This window comes from Parasphingopyxis sp., assembly GCF_052168275.1.
GTDB lineage: Bacteria > Pseudomonadota > Alphaproteobacteria > Sphingomonadales > Sphingomonadaceae > Parasphingopyxis.
This window is the reverse complement of sequence record NZ_JBQLZM010000044.1, coordinates 1-18,547: the sequence shown is the minus strand read 5'-3', so window position 1 is coordinate 18,547 and position 18,547 is coordinate 1. Positions and strand designations below refer to the sequence as shown.

Below are 18,547 nucleotides of genomic sequence, written 5' to 3'. Positions count from 1 at the left end.
ATGATGCTCGGCGCGCGGGACGGCACGGGTCAGGATGAGATTGCCATGGGCATCGGCTTCGGCCTGCCAGCCCGGCTCGACATAGGTCGTCGCCGTCTCCTCGACGATCATCGCGGGGCCGGTGATCCTTTGGCCGGGAGCAATACCGTCTCGCGCGATCACCTTTCCGTGCTCCTGCGAAGGCAGGGTCCCAGGCCCGCCCCCCTCGGACTGGGCTCCTGCCTTCGCAGGAGCACTGATATCGTTCGTCCGTCCCACCGCTTCGGCGATCAGCGTTTCGACGATCACCTCGGCGTCCCCGTCGACATAGCCGAACCGCGCCTTGTGCAGCGCCTCGAACGCCGCGCGCATCGCATCGGGCCGGTCGCGCGCGACTTCGAGCGCGCTGTCGCTCCCGGCATAGCGCAGCGCGACGCGGCAATCGCTTTCGATGGCCGCCGGATCGACGCCCTGCTCGCGCACGGCCGCGTCCGCTTCCTCGGCCAGCGCCGCGATCTCGGCGTCGAAATCGGCGCCCAGCGCCCGGCCGAACGTCACCTCGCGCAGCACCGTCACATCGGCGAGGCCGATGCCATAGGCGGACAGCACCCCGGCGAGCGGGTGGATCTGGATCCGGTCGATCCCCAGCGCATCGGCGACGAGGCAGGCATGCTGGCCGCCCGCGCCGCCGAAACAGGCGAGCGTGTAGCGCGTCACGTCATGGCCGCGCGCGATCGAGATCTTCTTGATCGCATTGGCCATATTGTCGACCGCGATGCGCAGGAACCCTTCGGCGATTTCGCGCGGCGTCATCCGGTTCCCGGTGGCGGCCTCGATCTCGTCGGCTAGGGCCGCGAGTATCGCCCGCACGATATCGGCGTCGATCGGCTGGTCGGCGCCCGGCCCGAACACGTGGGGGAAATGGGCGGGGTCGATCTTGCCGAGCGCGACGTTGCAATCGGTCACCGTCAGCGGCCCGCCGCGCCGGTAGCAGGCGGGGCCGGGGACGGCGCCGGCGCTGTCCGGCCCCACCCGGAACCGGCTGCCGTCGAAATGGCAGATCGAGCCGCCGCCGGCCGCCACCGTGTGAATCTGGAGCATCGGCGCGCGGATGCGGACCCCGGCGACGACGGTCTCGAGCGTCCGCTCGTACCGGCCGGCATAGTGCGAGACATCGGTCGAGGTGCCGCCCATGTCGAAGCCGATGATCCGCTCGAAACCCGCCTGTTCGGCCGTCTTCGCCATGCCGACGATCCCGCCCGCCGGCCCCGACAGGATCGCGTCCTTGCCGCGAAACGCCTGCGCATCGGCCAGCCCGCCATTGGATTGCATGAACTGGAGACGGACTTCGTCCCCAATTCCATCCACAACCTTATCCACATAGCGGCGCAGCACCGGCGAGAGATAGGCGTCGACCACGGTCGTATCGCCGCGCCCGACCAGCTTGATCAGCGGCGCGACCTCGTGGCTGACGGAAATCTGGGCGAAACCGACTTCGCGCGCGATGGCCGCGAGCCGTTTCTCGTGATCGGGATATTGCCAGCCATGCATGAGCAGGATCGCGATGGCGCGAAAGCCGTCGGCATGGGCCGCCTCGAACGCCGCCCGCGCGGCGGCCTCGTCGAGCGCGGTCTCGACCGTGCTGTCGACCCGCACCCGCTCGTCGATCTCGATCACGCGCTCGTACAACTGGCTCGGCAGCCGGATATGCCGCGCGAAAATCTCGGGCCGCGCCTGGTAGCCGATCCTCAGCGCATCGCCGAACCCGCGCGTCACGGCGAGCGCCACCCGCTCGCCCTTGCGCTCGAGCAGCGCGTTGGTCGCGACGGTCGTGCCCATCTTCACGCTCGCGATGGGGCCTTCGCCATGCCGCGCCCGCAGCCGGTCGATGGCCGCAACCGCCGCATCCTCGTAATGCTCGGGATTTTCGGACAGCAGCTTCTCGACGTGCAGCGACCCGTCCGGCGCGATCGCGACCACATCGGTAAAAGTCCCCCCGCGATCGATCGCGAAACGCCACGCCCTCTCCATCCGCGCGTTCAAACAGGCCGGTGGCGCGAATACAAGCGCCTAACCCCCATAAAGATTGGCGAGCCCGTCGAAAAAGGCCCGGGCCGAAAACCGCTCTTCGGCCTGCTCCCTTGCCTTGCGGCGCGCGGTCGCTCGCCAATCGGCATCGGTCAGCACCGCCCGGCTGCGCTCGACCAGCGCCTCTGTGTCACCTGGTGGGACGAGTATCCCCGTCTCGCCGTCGATGAACGTCTCGCCCGCCCCGCCGACATCGAAACTGGCGACCGGCACGCCCGAAAACTGCGCCTCGATCAGGACGTTGGGCAGTCCCTCGGTTTTCGAGGTCAGCCAGAACAGGTCCATCGCCGCCAGATAGCCGGGTACGGTGTCGACCTGGCCCGGCATCGTGAGCGCCGACGCCAGCCCGGCTTCGGCGAAGCGCGCGGCGACCGCCTCGCGCAGCGGACCGTCGCCGACCATCAGGAACTGCGCATCGGGCATGTCCCGTGCCAGCGCGATCGCGGCATCGGCCCAGAGCAGCGGTTGCTTGACCGGCGCGAAGCGCAGCACAGTCCCGACAACCGGCGCATCGACCGCGAGCCCCAGCGCCGCCCTGGCCTCCGCCGCGTCGATCGCGGGCTGCGCCCAGTCGAAACCGTTGTAGAGGACGCGAAACCGCTCATCCTCTGCGACCCGCCACCAATCGGCATAACCGCGCGCCGCCGCCTCGGCGCAATAGACGGTCGTCACGTCATGCCGCACGCGCAACCGGCGATAGACGGCGGGATAGCAGGCGATCTGCTCGGCCCGGCCCGACCGCGGGACCCCGGGGGCGTGGTGGAAATGCACGACGATCTTCGGGCAGCCGGCGACGAGCCCGGCATAGGCGGCGAGCAGCCCGGTCAGATCGTTCCAGGCATGGATGACCCGCGGCCTTGTGGCGCAAATATGCGCGTAAAGCTTCTGCGCCCGGGCCTTCCAGCTGCCCGGCAGCAACGAAAAGGGCATCGCAGCGTCGCCGTCCCGGTCGAGCAGGAGGATGTCTTCGGCCGTTACACCCGCCTCTTCCGCGTAAAAGGCCGAGGGCGCGCCATCGGCATAGTCCAGCAGCGCGAGATCGACGGCCTCGAAGGCGGCGCCGTCGGAAAAATGCCGATAGGCGCGCGCCAGCATCCGCTCCATGCCGCCGCAGCCGAGCGTGTTGCCGATCATCAGCAGCCGGTTTTCCGGCACATATTTTTCGGTCTCTCCGAGCCCGACATCCAGAAGCCAGTCGAACGCCAGGTCCAGCGGATCGGCGGACGTCGACCCGGGCTGCAACGGCGCGGCGCCCGATCGCGAGCGCACGAGACCGAGCAGCGCCTCGCGCTCCGGCGTGGCGCTATCGAAATCGGAGGCCGAGAGAATCCCGCAATCGTCGAGCCAGCGATCGCGCTCGGCCGCCAGCGCCGCGAGCCGGGGGCGGATCCGCGCGCGGCCGCGGGCGCGGGGAGCCTGGTGCATCGCTTCCAGGAGCCGCAGCCGGGCGAAGGCCGGATAGCCGAGCCCCCGATAGAGGCGTGCGTCTGCCAGCGCCCGCCGGACAGGATCGAGCCGATAACCGGCAAAGGCGGAGGCCAGCGCATCGAAAACCGGATCGCCATGTCCGGCACCGGGAGTGTCGAGGCCGAGCATGGCCCAGTGAAGCGCGTCCGGAGATGCACCGCGCCCGACAAGTTCCGTCGCATAGCGTCGGAGAGCCTCGCCGTCCTGGCGATCGACGAGCGCCGCGACCTCCTGCCGGATCCGGTCGGCGCCCGGAGCGCTCAATCGCCGGAGCAGCGAGGCGCGGAACGGCGCGGCCGGCTGCTCCGAACCCGATCCGTCCGGCATATGGTCGCCCAAGGGATGGGCGGCGCGGAACGCGGCGATCTCCTCGTCCGGGCGGAAGGTGAACGCCGCCAGATCGCTTGACGGCGACGCCAGCGGCATCGCTTCGTCCGCGTTCGGCAGATTCTCAAGAAACTCCGGCGCGGTTTCGAACTGGCCAAGCATCTGATCGGCCAGGCCCTGCTCACCGATGTGCAATGCCGCCTCGGCGATACAGCCGGCCGCCAGCAAGTCATGGGCTCCGTTCCGGAATATGTCGCGCCACAGGGCGATCGCGTCACGCCAGAAGCGGTTGCGGGTCGCGACGACGGCCGCGACGAGCGGGGCATGGGGCGGGAGCGGCCAGCGCGCGGTCATCGGCGCCCGAGGAAGCGGGCCAGGCGCGCCCGCCAGCGCCCCGCCCATCCGGCCGCCCGGTACAGCCGGTCGATCTCCTGCCGCGTCCGTTCCGCCTGGCGCGCGAGATCGCGCTCGTGCCGCGCCCGGAGCGCCGCTTCGCGTCCGGACCGGACCCGCTTCTCACTGCGGAGCCGTTCGATCTCGGACCAGGCCCGCGCCGTCCGGGCGCGCCACAGCGCGGCGTCACGCTCGGCGCCCTGCGGTTCGGGCTGTTCGGCAGGCGTCAGATAATGGGCGCCGACGATGAGCGGGAGCCGCCGGGCGCCCGCATCCCGTATCGGCTTCGCGAGCGCGGAACGGAGCGATGCGCGGTCGTGCGGCCTGTCGGCGGCGATGGCGTTGCGGACATGCTCGGCGGCGATCCACATGTCCTCGAAATCCGCATCGGCTCCCTCGCTTCTCGCTCCGGTCTCGAACCGGCCGATCGCCAGGAGTTGTGCGCCCAGCGCCGCCGGCGCCTCGTCGTCGAGCCGGGCCAGCAGCAGGTCGAGCGCCGGTGCAAAATCGTCGACTGGGCGAAAGGCGAACTGGATATAGCGCGCCTGGTCGCTTTCCAGCTCGCCGGCCAGTGTCGCGCCGAACGCGGCCGGGTCCCGCGCGTCGACGATCCGCAGCCCGCTGTCGTCTTCCGCCGCATCGCCGACCGCTTCGAAGCTTTCGTCATCGAGGCAGAGGACCGTCACCGGAAGATCGCTTGCTCCCCAACGCGGCGGATCTTCCGCCGCGCGGATCGCGGCGAGCGCCGTCGCATCGGCGAGCCAGTAACGCCGTGCGACAGGGCGGACATCCGTCGTCATGCCGCTTCGCCCAGCAGGGCCTGGTGATACAATATGCCGTTGACCGCCGCATCGAAATGCGCGGCCGCGTGATCGAGCGCGCGCGTCCGTTCGGCGGCGAACTGCGCGGGGTCGTCATGCCAGCGCGCGATCGCATTCGCGATGTCCCGCGCGTCCCGTTCGACCAGCGCGACGCCGTCCTCCGCGCCGAAATCCTCGGCAAACAGGCTGTGCGAGAGGATGGCGGGCAGCCCGCAACTCATCGCCTCCATCACGACCTGGGGAAAGCCCTCGGACCGGGCGGGCAGCAGCAGCGCGTGATTGTCGCGATACAAGTCCGGCAACGCGGCATAGTCGTGAAAACCCAGATAATGCCGGTTGCCTTCTTCGAGGGCCTCGAAATCGCCGGCGATGACGAAACGGATGGCCGGCCGCTCTTCGGCAAGGATCGACGCGGCGTCTTCGATCAGGTCGATGCCCTTTTCCGCGCTGTTCCGGCCGACGAACAGGATGCGGTCGCAGCGATCGGGCGCATCCGCGGGCGGCGCGAAATGCGCGCGGTCCACGCCGCGCCGGCAGACCCGGATCTTTCCGGGATCGGACACCAGGCCCTCGGCCCGGGCACGCTCCGTCCCGCCCATGACGATCACCGTCCGGGCGACCTCGGCCGCATAGCGTTCCTGCGCCATGACATTCGCCAGCAACCCGGTGCCGGCAAAGGGACGGCCATCGGCTTCCAGAACCGCCATCTGCGTGGCGATATCGTTCCCGGCAATCCGGTAGACATAATCCACGCCGTTTGCGCGCGCGGCCCGGGCCAATGCATAATTATAGCCGATCGGCCGGCCGTTGAGCGTGCTCACGATGTCGGGGGCTTCGGTGGCGATCACGGCCGCATAATCGTCCGCGAGCATCTCCACCGCATGTTCGCCGGCATCCTCGAGCGTATCGATGGCCAGGAACCGGACGCCGTGATCGGCCTCGAGCCGCTGCCGGTGCGGATCGGTGTCTGGCGGCAGGGTTCGCATGAGCAGCGTCACCGCCGCGCGGCCGTGGAGATCGCCGAGCAGGCTCGGATATTTGTAGCTGCCGCGGATTTCCCAGTCGCGCCGGTTATGCGCGGCATAGGAGGGTTCGAAAAAGGCGATATGCGTCACGATGGCGGGACTGTGCGAAAAAGCGGCGGCGGAGACAAGCGGACGCCCAAATCTAGAGCCCCAGCCGCTCGCGATTGTCGACGAACCAGCGCCAGCTTTCCTCGAGCCCGTCGCGCACCGCAATTTGCGGATCGTAGCCCAGCGTGGCGCGCGCATGGCTGATGTCGCACCAGGTATGGACGATCTCGCCGTCGCGAAACGGCTGATAGTCGACGGCGAAATCCCGGCCGCTGATCTCGCGCAGCATCGCGATGATCGCGTTGAGCGGTGTGCCGACGCCGGTTCCCAGCTGGATCGGTCCGCCTGCATCGGATTGCAGCGCCGAGGCGATGCCGTCGGCCAGGTCCCGGGCATGGACATAATCGCGCGTCTGCTCTCCGTCGCCATAGACGGTCAGGGTCTCTCCCCGGAGAATCTGCTTGATGAACAGGGCGACGACGCTGCCCTTGTGCCAGGAACGGGGCCCGTACACGTTGGAAAAGCGCAGGGACGCGGCCTGGATGCCGTAACAGGCGGAATAGGCCGAACAATAGCCTTCGACCGCCAGTTTCGAGGCGCCATAGGGAGAAACCGGCGACGCGACCATGCCCTCGTGAACCGGCGGATCGGCCTCGCCGATGATCGCGCCGCCGGTCGATGCGCTGACGATCTTCCCGATGCCCAGCCGGCGCATCGCCTCGAGAATGACGAGACTGCCGCCGACATTCACATCGAAATTGAACTTCGGCTCGGAAATCGATGGAATGACGCGTGTATCGGCCGCCAGATGAACGATGGCTTCGACCCCGTCGAGCGCGGCATCCACCGCATCGGCATCGCGGATATCGCCCTTGATAAACGCTGCATCCAGATCGGCGATCGCCTCGCGGGAACCCAGGACTTCGTTGTCGAGTACGACGATCTGGTACCCGCCCAGTGCATTGAGCCGGGCAATCAGGTTGCTGCCGACGAAGCCCGCGCCGCCGGTTACTAGGATTTTCATTCCTCGCCCTTCAGAATCATGGCCGGATCAAGTTGTCATTCGACCGATCGGGCCCTAATCGACGCAGCGCCATGCGTAAACGCCCGATAAGAACCCGCTGATGCAGCGCGACGAATTCACCGTCGATAGTTTTCCGTCGCTGGATCGGTTCCAGAGCGAAGCACCGGGCCGGTTGCGCGTTCTCATCGCCACCGAAGAGATTGTCGGCCCGGTCCGCAATGGCGGCATCGCGTCCACCTATTACCATCTGGCGCGCGGGCTGGCGGCCGACGGCCATGACGTCACCGTCTGCTATCTCAAGGGCCGGGAGGTCGAGAACGAGACGGCCGAGCATTGGGTCGATCATTATGCGAAGTTCGGCATCGCCTTCGTTCCCCTTCCCGATCTTGGCGAGCCGCTGGCCGCCGCCAGTTCCAAATGGCAGGCGCGCTGGCTGTCTTTCTATCGCTGGCTGCGCGACACCGACCGGTTCGACGTCGTCCACAGCTCCGAATGGCGCGGCGGCGCTTTTTATGCGCTCCAGGCCAAGCGGCTCGGTCTTGCCTTTCAGGACACTCTCTTCGTCACCAAAACCTCGTCGCCCTATATCTGGAACCGGCACTACCAGATGCAGCCGATCGACAATGTCGACCTGCTGATCGCCAGTTTTGCCGAGCAGAAATGCGTCGAATGGGCCGACATGGTCGTCGGCGGAAGCGCGCACCTGCTGAGCTTCATGGACCATATCGGCTATGCGCTTCCCGAAGGCCGGACCTTCGTCCAGCCGAATATCGTCGACTTCGCCGAAGTGACGGTCGAGGACAAACGGCCGCAGCGCGCCTTTGGCGACCGTATCGATACCCGCGAACTCGTCTTTTTCGGGCGCCTCGAGCCGCGCAAGGGCCTCGACCTGTTTGTCCTTGCGGTCGACATGCTCCTCGCGCAGGGCGTCGCGATCGACCGCGTGACGTTTCTCGGCAAGCCCGGCGAGCCGCTGGCCACGCAGCAAGGGATGATGCCGCTCGACTTTATCCGCGAGCACGCCAAGCGCTGGCCGTTTCCCGCCGATATCGTCACCGATCTCAACCAGCCCGACGCGCTGTCGCTGATGTGTTCGCGCGACATGATCGCGGTGATGCCGTCGCTGATCGAGAATTCGACGATGGCCGTCTACGAGGCGCTCGTGCACAAGATACCGTTCGTGGCGAGCGAAGTCGGCGGCACGCCCGAGCTGATCGACGAAGCCGATCACGATTTCACGCTCGTTCCGCCCGATACCGAAGCGCTGGCGATCCGCCTGAAGAGCGCGCTCGAAGACGGTCAGCCGCTCGCCCGGCCGGCGTTCGACAATGCGGCCAATCTGGCGACCTGGTACGGCTTTCACCGGTTCGTGGCGGCCGAAGGCGTGGGATCCCTCGCCCCCGCAGTCACCGCGCCCGAGCGGCGCGAGACGATCGCGCTGGTCATTCATGCCGCTGCCGGCGACGCCATCGACCAGGCCATAGACCAGGCCGTGAACGCCCAGGATATCGACTCGGTCATCATCTATGCGGCAACCGCGATCACCGGCGCGCAGCGCACGATGGTCGACGAACTTGGCGGCGGATCGGTGCAGCTGGACGAGGTGATCGGCACCGCGGCGGGCGCGTGCTTCAACCATGCGCTGGAGAATGTCGATCACGATATCCTGCTGTTCCAGGCCGCCGACGCCACCGCGTGCAAGGCGGGGTTGGCGGACGCGTTGCGCCGGGGGTCCGCAGCCTGCCCCGATGCCCTGCTGACGACGATGTTCGCCTTCGCCGCCGAGGGCGGCGATCCCGACACGATCTTCGCGCCGCTCGGGGCCGATCCGGCGAGCCAGGCCCTGACCGGGGCAGCCTATGGGCTGGAGTTCGTGGCCGGCCGGCGGTCGACGTTCCGCGCGCTCGGGCCCTTCGAATCCTATCGCGTGCCCAAGGGCGCGACGCACGAATATGTCACCCGCGCCGCCCAACAGGGCCGCGACCTGCTCGTCGTGCCGGAAACGCTGCTCGACCATGCGGGCGACCATGCCGCGATCACCTCGCAGGCCGGGCATGGCGCCTATCTCGCACAGAAGGCGATGATCGACGCCGTATCGCTGCCGACGAAGAAATTGCTGCTGCACAAGTCCGCGGCCGCCCGTGCGCCCGGCAATAGCGGCCGCATCATGCTCGGCCGCGCCCATCGCGAGGACGGCGAAACAGCCTGGCTGACCAATGTCGAGAAGATGGGCAAGCTTTCCGCGCCGTTGCCGAACCGCCATCATGTGCTGCTCGGCTTCGATCGCGAGGCCGCGCGGCTGGATTTCGCCGTCCTGCATCGGGGCGATCTCGTGATCCGGGCGAATGGCGATCCGGTGCGCGAAGAGTCCGCATTCGGCGCGCGCGGCCTGTTCACGCGGGACAGTATCGATCTCCTGCCGCTGCTCGCGGACAGCGACCGGCTGCGACTGCGGATCGAATTCGCGCGCGGCGGCAAGGAGCGTTTCGCCTCGGTCCTGGCGCAGCGGATCGAGGAGGACATCTATTTCCTGAGCGCCCGCGGCCCGATCTACTGGGACGGCGATTTCGACGAGGTCCTTGCCCTGATCGGCGGCGAGCGCCGGGCGCCGGTTCTGCCGGACCTGCCCCGGATGCCGGAAAACAGGCCGTCGCTCGTCAGTCGCTTGCGCCGTTTGCGCAACTGATCCGGCGCCCGGCCGGCAAGGCCGGGACGCGCCCGCTTCGTTCCCGTTCGCGCCCATCGCTTTCCAACAAGCGCTGGATTCCCCGAACATGGTCGGTATACATGCCCGAGGTCGCATGATTTGGGCGCGCTGCGGTTTTCGGAATTCCCGATCCGTGCGCCGCGATATGCGGAGGGGGTTGCCATGCGCTGGTCTGTCGGTCGAAGCGCTCCGATCTCCCTTTTTCCAGTCCCGCAATCGACCGCTTCGATGACGATACAAAGCTCCGTACGGCACCGTGAATAAGGACAGCGGGCCTCGCCTGGATGCGTCGGGGAGCGATCCGGAACGGCCGAGCCGGTTCGGGCGATGGCGGCGCGAAGTCGGTCCGCTGCGCCTGTCTGCAAGCGCCGTCCTGCTGATCCTCGCGGTGCTGATCGCCCGGCTCAGCTGGGCCCTGCCCTTCACCGACGAAATCGAGCGCGTCCTGTTCGACGTACGGGCCAGTTATGCCATGGAACGCGTCGAGCAGGACGAGCGGATCACCATCGTCACCTATGAGGAGGACACGCTGCTCAACACCGGTGTCCGCTCGCCGCTCGACCGCGAAATCCTCGCCAATGCGTTGCGTTCGCTCGACGCCATGCGGCCGCGCGCGATCGCCATCGACATCCTGATCGACCAGCCGACCGCCGATGACGATCTGCTCGTAGCGGCGCTCAACGATATGCGGACGCCCACATTCCTCGCCTATGTGACGATGGAGAGTAACGAAAACCTGCGCCTGAGGCCGCGCCAGGTCGACTTCATCGCCGACCTGCACCGCCGGATCACCAACGACCTCGTCAAGCCGACGAGCGTGAAGCTTGGCGCGGACAATGACAATGTCCAGCGCAGCTGGCCCGAACAGCCCGCCGACCTCCCGCCGCTCATGGCGAATTCGCTGGTTCCGGGCAACGATGCGTATCGGACGCATCGGGGCAGCATCGCCTATCGGCGGCCCTTTTTCGAAAACGAGCCGCCGTTCCTGAAGATCGCCATCGATTTCTTCGCCAATGACGAGGAAGCGGCCTTCATGTCGGACTTCATCCGCGATCGCTATGTCCTGATCGGCACCGACCTGCCCGATATAGACCGGTTCGAGACCCCGCTTACACGGCTGCAGGGCAACGACCCGATCGCCGGCGTGGAGGTCCATGGCCATCTGCTCGCCCAGATGCTCGACGGCACGATGCTGCGCGGCGTTCCGCCATGGGCGCTGTGGGTGACCGCGCTGCTGGTCGTGCTGTGCGGCGCACTGACCAGTCTGAGCGATCTCAGGCTCTGGAAGCTCGCCCTGCTGATCGCAATCCAGGCGGCGTTCATCATCGTCGCGCCCTTCACCCTGCACCGCTCCGGTATCGATACGCAGAGCCTGCCGGTGTTCGGCTGGCTCGGGGGCTGGATCATCGCGTTCACCACGGTCAGCGCGGCGGCGCGCTCGATCGGCGCGGAAAAGCGCGAATATGTGCAGGGCGCGCTCAACAAATATCTGCCGCCCGATGTGGCGAACCAGATCGTCGCCGATCCCGACCGGCTCTCGCTGCGCGGCGAGAAGCGCGAGATCTATGCCATATTCACAGACCTGGAAGGCTTCACGAAACTGAGCCATGCGATCGAGCCGGAAATGGTGGCAATCCTGCTCAACCGCTATCTCGACAAGATGAGCGAGATCGTCCTCGAATTTGGCGGGACGATCGACAAGTTCGTCGGCGATGCAGTCGTCGCATTCTGGGGCGCGCCGATCGCACGGCCCGACGATGCCGACCGCGCGGCGCAATGCGCGGTGGCCATGTGGCGGTTCGGCGAGGAGTTCCGGCAAAGCACGCCGGACGGCGTACCGCCGATCGGCCGGACGCGGGTGGGCCTGCATTTCGGCGAGGCGATCGTCGGCAATTTCGGCGGCGAGGAGCGCATCCAGTACACCGCCCTTGGCGACGCGATGAACACCGCCGCGCGGCTCGAAAGTGCGAACAAACAGACGGATACGGTGGTGCTGGCCAGCCGCGAGGCCGTCGAGAACGTCACCAAGGTCGATTTCCGGTGCCTCGGGCGCGTTACCCTGTCCGGTCGTGCGACGCCGGTGGAAATCCACGAACCTGTGCTGGAAATCACCGCAGGTTCAGCTGCGATGCTCGATAGTCTGTATCAGGAATTCGAACAGGGAAACGAGCGGGCGCGCGAGAAGATCGCGGAACTGGCGGCAGAGAATGCCGATGACGCGGCATTGCAAAACTTCGCCAAACGCCTGATCAACACGGAACCAGGAGGCAGTTATGTTCTACACGGGAAGTAAATCGGTGCTGTACGCGGCCGCGGGGGTCGCGCTGGCGTCGATGGCAGCGCCGGCGATGGCCGATGCGCTGGTGACCAATTCGAGCGGCGCGATCGCCCGGGAATATCCACGCGGGACGCGGCTCGACGACAATCAGGTGATCCGGCTGCGCGCCGGCGACCGGCTGACCGTGCTGACCAGCAGCGGGACCCGGCAATATAGCCGGCCGGGCCGTTACCGCATCGGCGCCGCACTGCGCGTGGCATCGAGCGGCGTCACGACGAACGGCCGAAACGGCGTCGCGCGAACCGGAGTCAGCCGCGGCGTTCCGCAGATCGCGCCGATCAGCGCGGCGAACCGCACGGTCTGGCAGATGGACATCAACCAGGCCGGCGCCTTTTGCATCGCGGACAACGAACCGGTTTCGCTGTGGCGGTCCAACGCCTCCGAAGCGGCCGAGGTCGTGATAACCCGGACGGCCGACGGCCAGAGCATGACGGTCCGTTTCCCGGTAGGGCAGTTTTCGCACAGCTGGCCCGACAATTTCGCGGCCGGGAGCGGCACCTACATGATCGCCGCTGCGGGCAGCGATGCCCACACGCACATCGATCTCCTCCCGATCGACGTGGACGCCGAGGATCCGCTCGCCCTGGGGTCGGCGCTCCTCTCGAACGAATGCGAAGTGCAGCTGGAAGCGTATACGGCGAACTACGAGACCGTCGAACCCGACGGATCGGGCGGGTAGGAAAGTCAGCGACGGGCAGGCTTGCGGCCCGAAACGATTGACCTTGCCGCGTCGGGCCGCCATCGCTTGCGCCCATGACCGAGAGCCGTTCCGCCCCGCTCACCCTGTTCAACAGCCTGACCCGGCAGCCGGAGGAATTCCGGCCCGTCCATCCGGGCGAGGCGCGGGTCTATACCTGCGGACCGACCGTCTACAACTACCAGCATATCGGCAATATGCGCGCCTATATCTTCGCCGATACGCTGGGGCGGGCGCTGAGCTGGAAAGGCTATGACCTCACCCATATCATCAACATCACCGACGTTGGCCATCTGACGTCGGACGCCGATGCCGGCGACGACAAGATGGAGAAGGCCGCGTCCGAAACCGGCAAGTCGGCCTGGGACATCGCGAAATTCTACACCGAGGCCTATTGGCGCGATATCGAGCGGCTCAATATCCGCCAGCCCGCCAAATGGTCGATCGCGACCGAGCATGTCGAGGCCATGATCGATTTCGCGAAAAGCATAGCCGACAAACATTGCTACGAACTCGAGAGCGGCCTCTATTTCGATACCTCGACCGTGCCCGATTACGGCCGCCTCGCCCGCGCCGCGACCGATGAAGGCGAAAGCCGGATCGATCCCGTGGAAGGCAAGCGCCACACCACCGATTTCGCGATCTGGCGCAAGACGCCCGACGGTGAAACGCGCCAGATGGAATGGGATTCGCCCTGGGGCCGCGGCGCGCCGGGCTGGCATCTCGAATGTTCGGTGATGAGCAAGATGTATCTCGGCGAAACCTTCGACATCCATACCGGCGGCATCGACCATCGCGAGATCCACCACCCCAACGAGATCGCGCAGAACCAGGCGCACAGCTGCTCGGCGGACACCGGCGCGAACATCTGGATGCACAACAATTTCCTCGTGGATCGCGGCGGCAAGATGAGCAAGTCGGCGGGCGAGTTCCTGACGTTGCAGCTGCTCGTGGACCGGGGCGTCCATCCCCTCGCCTATCGGCTGATGTGCCTCCAGGCCCATTATCGCAGCGAGCTGGAATTCAGCTGGGAGAATCTGCTCGCCGCGCTGACGCGGCTGAAGCGGATGGTCATCGCGGTGGAACAGCTGCGCGCCCAGGCCGAGCCGGCCGAACGGTGCACCCATCCGCGATTGCGCGAAATGCTCGCGGCCTTCGACACGGCGATTTCGGACGATCTCAACACGCCGAAGGCGCTCACCCATCTCGACGAGATGCTGGCGCAAAAGAAAACCGATCGCGGCGAGAAGCTCGCGGCAATCGGCGAGGCCGATGTGGTGCTCGGACTGGATCTGCTCACGCTCGATCGGTCCGATTTGCGTGTGCGCCCGGTATCGGCCGAGATCGCGGAGGATGAAATCGAACGCCAGCTCGACCTGCGTGCCGAGGCCAAGGCCAACAAGGATTTCCCGGCCGCGGACGCCATCCGCAACGAACTTTCCGAGAAGGGAGTCGAGATCATGGACGGCGATCCACTGCGCTGGGAGTGGAGAATCGATCTGTCATGACCGTTCAGTCCTTTCCGTCATTGCGAGGAGGCCCGAACTTGTTTCGGGGCAGAGCCTGTCCTGAGCGGCTGGCTTGGCCAGCCAGCCGAAGGGCGGCAATCCAGAGCTGCAAGCGCTACGTATGCGGCTCTGGATTGCTTCCCCCGGCTCAAGGCCGGGGTCGCAATGACGCCCTGCACTGTTTGCAAGGAGAATCCCTGTGAGCGAACAGCCTCGTGCCGCCATCGCCGCGCTGATCCGCCCGCTCGTCGAGCCGCATATCGAAGGACTCGATGTCACCTGGTTCGAGAGCGCCGAGCAGGCGATGGAGATCGCCGACAGCGTCGAGATCGGCTGGTTCGACATGTACGACAAGGCGAAGATGGCCGAGATCGTCACCGCGGCGACGAACCTCAAATGGCTGAACTCCATCTATGCCGGCATCGAGCATTTCCCGGTCGATGCCCTCAAGCAGCGCGGCACGATCGTCACCAACGGCACCGGGATCAACGCGATTCCGATCGCCGAATATGTGGTGATGGGGATGCTCGCGGCGGCCAAGCGCGTGGACAAGCTGCTCGAATCGCAGGCCCGCAAGGAATGGCTGAACGGCCCGCCCGGCAATACCGAGCTGTTCGAGAGCAAGATACTGATCATCGGCTATGGCGCGATCGGCCGGCAGGTCGCGAAGGCGCTCTCCGGTTTCGACGCGGAGATCATCGCCGTCCGCCGGACGCCGGTTTCCGACGGGAGCGCGATCGGCCCCGATGACTGGCGCCCCCGGCTCGGCGAATTCGACTGGGTGATCCTCGCCGCTCCGGCGACCGCCGAAACGCAGCACATGATCGGCGCGGAGGAACTCGCCGCGATGAAGGACAGCGCCTGGCTCGTGAACATCGCCCGCGGCTCGCTCGTCGACCAGCCCGCGCTGATCGCGGCGCTCGAAAACAAGGCGATCGGCGGCGCGGTGCTCGACACCGTCAGCCCCGAGCCGCTGCCCGCGGACGACCCGCTGTGGAATGCGCCCAACCTGTTCATCACCTCGCACATGTCGGGCAATGCGACGACCCGGATGTTCGAGCGCGCGGCGCAGCGATTCATCGGGAATCTGGAACGGTACCGCAAGGGCGAAGACATGATCTCGGTCGTCGATCTCGATCTGGGATACTGAGTCCTGCGATGCATGAAATCGTCATTGCGAGGAGCCGTAAGGCGACGCGGCAATCCAGAGCCGCCAGCGACATCGCCGGCCGCTCTGGATTGCTTCACTGCGCTCGCAATGACGAAATGCGCAGGTGACGCGCGCCGTTCCCGCGTGTAACCTCCTGCCGGGTCTGCCGGAATAAGTTGCTGACAGGGGATAAGCACGATGACGAAGGCGTCCGATCTTTTTGTCCAATGCCTGGAAGAGGAAGGCGTCGAATATGTGTTCGGCGTACCGGGCGAGGAAAATCTCGATTTTCTCGAAAGCCTGTCCAATTCGAGCATAAAGCTCATCCTGACGCGCCACGAACAGGGCGCCGGTTTCATGGCGGCGACCTATGGCCGGCATACCGGCAAGGTCGGCGTCTGCCTCGCAACGCTCGGGCCCGGCGCGACCAATTTCGTGACCGCTGCCGCCTATGCGCAGCTCGGCGGGATGCCGATCCTTATGATTACCGGGCAGAAGCCGATCAAGAGTTCGAAACAGGGGCGGTTCCAGATCCTCGATGTGGTCGACATGATGGGGCCGATCACGAAGTTCACGCATCAGCTCGCATCGGGCGACAATATCCCCTCGCGCGTCCGCGAAGCCTTCCGCATCGCGACAACCGAGAAACCGGGTGCGACGCACCTCGAATTTCCCGAGGATATCGCGGAGGAAGAGAGCGATTCGACGCCGATCCCGCCGAGCCTGAGCCGCCGGCCGATCGCCGAGGCCAAGGCCATCCGCGCCGCGACCAAGCGTCTCGAAGCCGCAAAGTCTCCGATTCTCGTGATCGGCGGCGGCGCGAACCGGACCATGTCGAGCCGGATGCTGACGCAGTTCGTCGAGAAGACCGGCATCCCGTTCGTCACGACGCAGCTCGGCAAGGGCGTGATCGACGAAACCAGCGACAAGTATCTGGGCTGCGCCGCGCTCTCGGCGGGGGACTTCGTACACCGGGCGATCGATTCCGCCGACCTGATCGTCAATATCGGCCATGACGTGATCGAGAAGCCGCCCTTCTTCATGAAGCGCGGCGGCGCCGAGGTCATCCATGTCAGCTGCATCCCGGCCGAGGTCGATCCCGTCTATTTCCCGCAGGTCGAGGTGATCGGCGACATCGCCAACGCGGTCTGGCAGATCAAGGAGGACATCCTCCCGCAGGGCCACTGGAATTTCGACAAGATGATGAAGGCGCGCACCGCCGAGGAAGAGCACACCGACAGCCTCGACGACGATATGCGCTTTCCCATCTATCCGCCGCATCTGGTGAAAGCCGTACGCGAGGCGATGCCGGCCGACGGAATCATCGCGCTCGACAATGGCGTCTACAAGATCTGGTTCGCCCGGAACTACAACGCCCGCCAGCCGAATACCGTTTTGCTCGACAACGCGCTGGCGACGATGGGCGCGGGCCTGCCCTCGGCCATGGGATCGGCAATGGTCTATCCCGATCGCAAGATCATGGCGATCTGCGGCGATGGCGGGTTCATGATGAACAGCCAGGAAATGGAAACCGCGGTGCGGCTCGGGCTCAACATCACCGTGCTGATCCTGCGCGACGACGCCTATGGCATGATCCGCTGGAAGCAGGCCAATATGGGCTTCAAGGATTACGGGCTGACCTTCGGCAATCCGGATTTCGTCAAATATGCCGGAAGCTACGGCGCGCACGGCCACAGGGTCGAAAGCGCGAGCCATCTGGGCGAGCTGCTCGAACATTGCCTCGGCAGCGACGGCGTCCACCTGATCGATTGCCCGGTGGATTATTCGGACAATGATCGAATCCTCAATCACGAAATCAAGGAATTAAGCGCGAAATTAACGCTGTAAGTCGCAAAAACCGGGTCTTCCGCGCTTGCCAGCGTGGATAAAGAAGAACATAAGTTTTCCAGAGGTTGGGGGTCGCAGAAAATTTGGAACGGGCGCAGCGGCGCCTGGTCTTGGTCGGACACCACGCCAGGGGAGGGTTATGGCGCGGAAAACGAATTGGGCGATCGGTTTGGCGGCTCTCATGGCTGCCATCGGCTTTTCGGTGGGGATCGGCCAGTCGAACGATGCGACCGCTGCGGCGGCGCAGGCCACATCCAACACGCATGTCGGGGTCGCCAGCTGTGGCGGCACGACCTGTCACGGCCGGCAGGAGGCCGATGGCGCGGTCGTCCGGCAGGACGAGCTCATGCGCTGGCAGGAACCCTCGAGCGCAACCGGTTCTCACAGCCGCGCCTATGCAGTCCTCACCAATCCGCGTTCACAGCGCATCGCGAACGAACTCGGCATCGGCAATCCGGCAAGCGCCGAAATGTGCCTCGGCTGTCACAGCGATTATGTACCCGCGGCGCGGCGCGGTCCGCGCTTCCAGCTGTCCGACGGCGTCGGTTGCGAAAGCTGCCATGGCGGCGCCGGCGGGCGGGATTCCGGCTGGCTGGCGAGTCACTACGCCGTGGGCAACACGCATGGCGCCAATGTCGCGCGCGGCCTGTATCCGCTCGACAATCCGCGGGCGCGCGCATCGCTCTGCCTGAACTGCCATTTCGGCAGCACCGGCGCGGGGCAGTTCGTGAACCACCGGATCATGGCAGCCGGCCATCCGCGCCTCGTGTTCGAACTCGATCTCTTCTCGACCCTCCAACAGCATCACGACGAAGACGGCGACTATGCGCGGCGCAAGGGGCGCACCAACCATGTCCGCATGTGGGCCGTCGGACAGGCGACGGCGCTCGAACGCTCGCTGACCCTGTTCCAGAATCAGCGGCTGGGGACGGAGGGCCTGTTCCCCGAATTCTATTTCTTCGACTGCCATACCTGCCATCGGCGGATCTACGACGATCCCAATGCCCGTCCGACCGGGATCGCCAACCCGGCGCGCCCGATCCCCAACGGCTTCCCCTCCTATCAGGACGAGAACATGATCATGCTGTCGGCGGCCGCGCGCGTTGTCGCGCCGGGCCTCGCCGACC

General features: G+C 66.1%; 12 protein-coding genes. 7 read left to right on the top strand and 5 right to left on the bottom strand.

Going from position 1 to position 18,547, the window contains the following annotated elements:
* The 5 genes from ACTS1X_RS03880 to ACTS1X_RS03860 form a co-directional block, all read right to left on the bottom strand.
* Positions 1-2,010 (bottom strand): hydantoinase/oxoprolinase family protein (locus ACTS1X_RS03880; RefSeq protein ID WP_442613065.1); only part of this gene is annotated, 2,010 nt, incomplete at its 3' end.
* A gap of 39 nt (positions 2,011-2,049) precedes the next feature.
* A complete protein-coding gene (locus ACTS1X_RS03875) occupies positions 2,050-4,215 on the bottom strand; it encodes a glycosyltransferase (RefSeq protein WP_442613064.1) in 2,166 nt (721 codons plus the stop codon).
* Positions 4,212-5,054, bottom strand: coding sequence for a hypothetical protein (locus tag ACTS1X_RS03870; RefSeq protein ID WP_442613063.1), 843 nt, complete (start codon positions 5,052-5,054; stop codon positions 4,212-4,214). Before ACTS1X_RS03870 ends, ACTS1X_RS03875 begins: the two co-directional genes overlap by 4 nt.
* Positions 5,051-6,190 carry a glycosyltransferase gene (locus ACTS1X_RS03865; protein WP_442613062.1) on the bottom strand — a complete coding sequence of 380 codons (1,140 nt, stop codon included), beginning with the start codon at positions 6,188-6,190 and terminating at the stop codon, positions 5,051-5,053. Before ACTS1X_RS03865 ends, ACTS1X_RS03870 begins: the two co-directional genes overlap by 4 nt.
* Before the next feature lie 52 nt (positions 6,191-6,242).
* Positions 6,243-7,172 carry an NAD-dependent epimerase/dehydratase family protein gene (locus ACTS1X_RS03860; protein WP_442613061.1) on the bottom strand — a complete coding sequence of 310 codons (930 nt, stop codon included), beginning with the start codon at positions 7,170-7,172 and terminating at the stop codon, positions 6,243-6,245.
* A 100-nt stretch (positions 7,173-7,272) separates the two neighbouring features.
* Here ACTS1X_RS03860 and ACTS1X_RS03855 point away from each other — a divergent pair, with 100 nt between their 5' ends.
* The 7 genes from ACTS1X_RS03855 to ACTS1X_RS03825 form a co-directional block, all read left to right on the top strand.
* Positions 7,273-9,858 (top strand): glycosyltransferase family 4 protein, encoded by a 2,586-nt coding sequence (locus ACTS1X_RS03855; RefSeq protein ID WP_442613060.1) that lies wholly within the window; start codon positions 7,273-7,275, stop codon positions 9,856-9,858.
* 277 nt (positions 9,859-10,135) lie between these two features.
* Positions 10,136-12,172, top strand: coding sequence for a CHASE2 domain-containing protein (locus tag ACTS1X_RS03850; protein ID WP_442613059.1), 2,037 nt, complete (start codon positions 10,136-10,138; stop codon positions 12,170-12,172).
* Positions 12,153-12,896, top strand: coding sequence for a hypothetical protein (locus ACTS1X_RS03845; RefSeq protein ID WP_442613058.1), 744 nt, complete (start codon positions 12,153-12,155; stop codon positions 12,894-12,896). The genes ACTS1X_RS03850 and ACTS1X_RS03845 overlap by 20 nt, the downstream gene beginning before the upstream one ends.
* 74 nt (positions 12,897-12,970) lie before the next feature.
* A complete protein-coding gene (gene cysS / locus ACTS1X_RS03840; protein WP_442613057.1) occupies positions 12,971-14,422 on the top strand; it encodes a cysteine--tRNA ligase in 1,452 nt (483 codons plus the stop codon).
* Between the two features lie 199 nt (positions 14,423-14,621).
* On the top strand, positions 14,622-15,572 hold the full coding sequence (locus ACTS1X_RS03835) for a D-2-hydroxyacid dehydrogenase (protein ID WP_442613056.1): 951 nt from the start codon (positions 14,622-14,624) through the stop codon (positions 15,570-15,572).
* Positions 15,573-15,770: 198 nt separating this feature from the next.
* Positions 15,771-17,420: an acetolactate synthase large subunit gene (locus tag ACTS1X_RS03830; protein ID WP_442613055.1), complete on the top strand. Its 1,650-nt coding sequence runs from the start codon at positions 15,771-15,773 to the stop codon at positions 17,418-17,420.
* 181 nt (positions 17,421-17,601) lie between these two features.
* Positions 17,602-18,547, top strand: a 946-nt coding sequence (locus ACTS1X_RS03825; protein ID WP_442613054.1) for a multiheme c-type cytochrome, incomplete at its 3' end; no start/stop codon positions are given.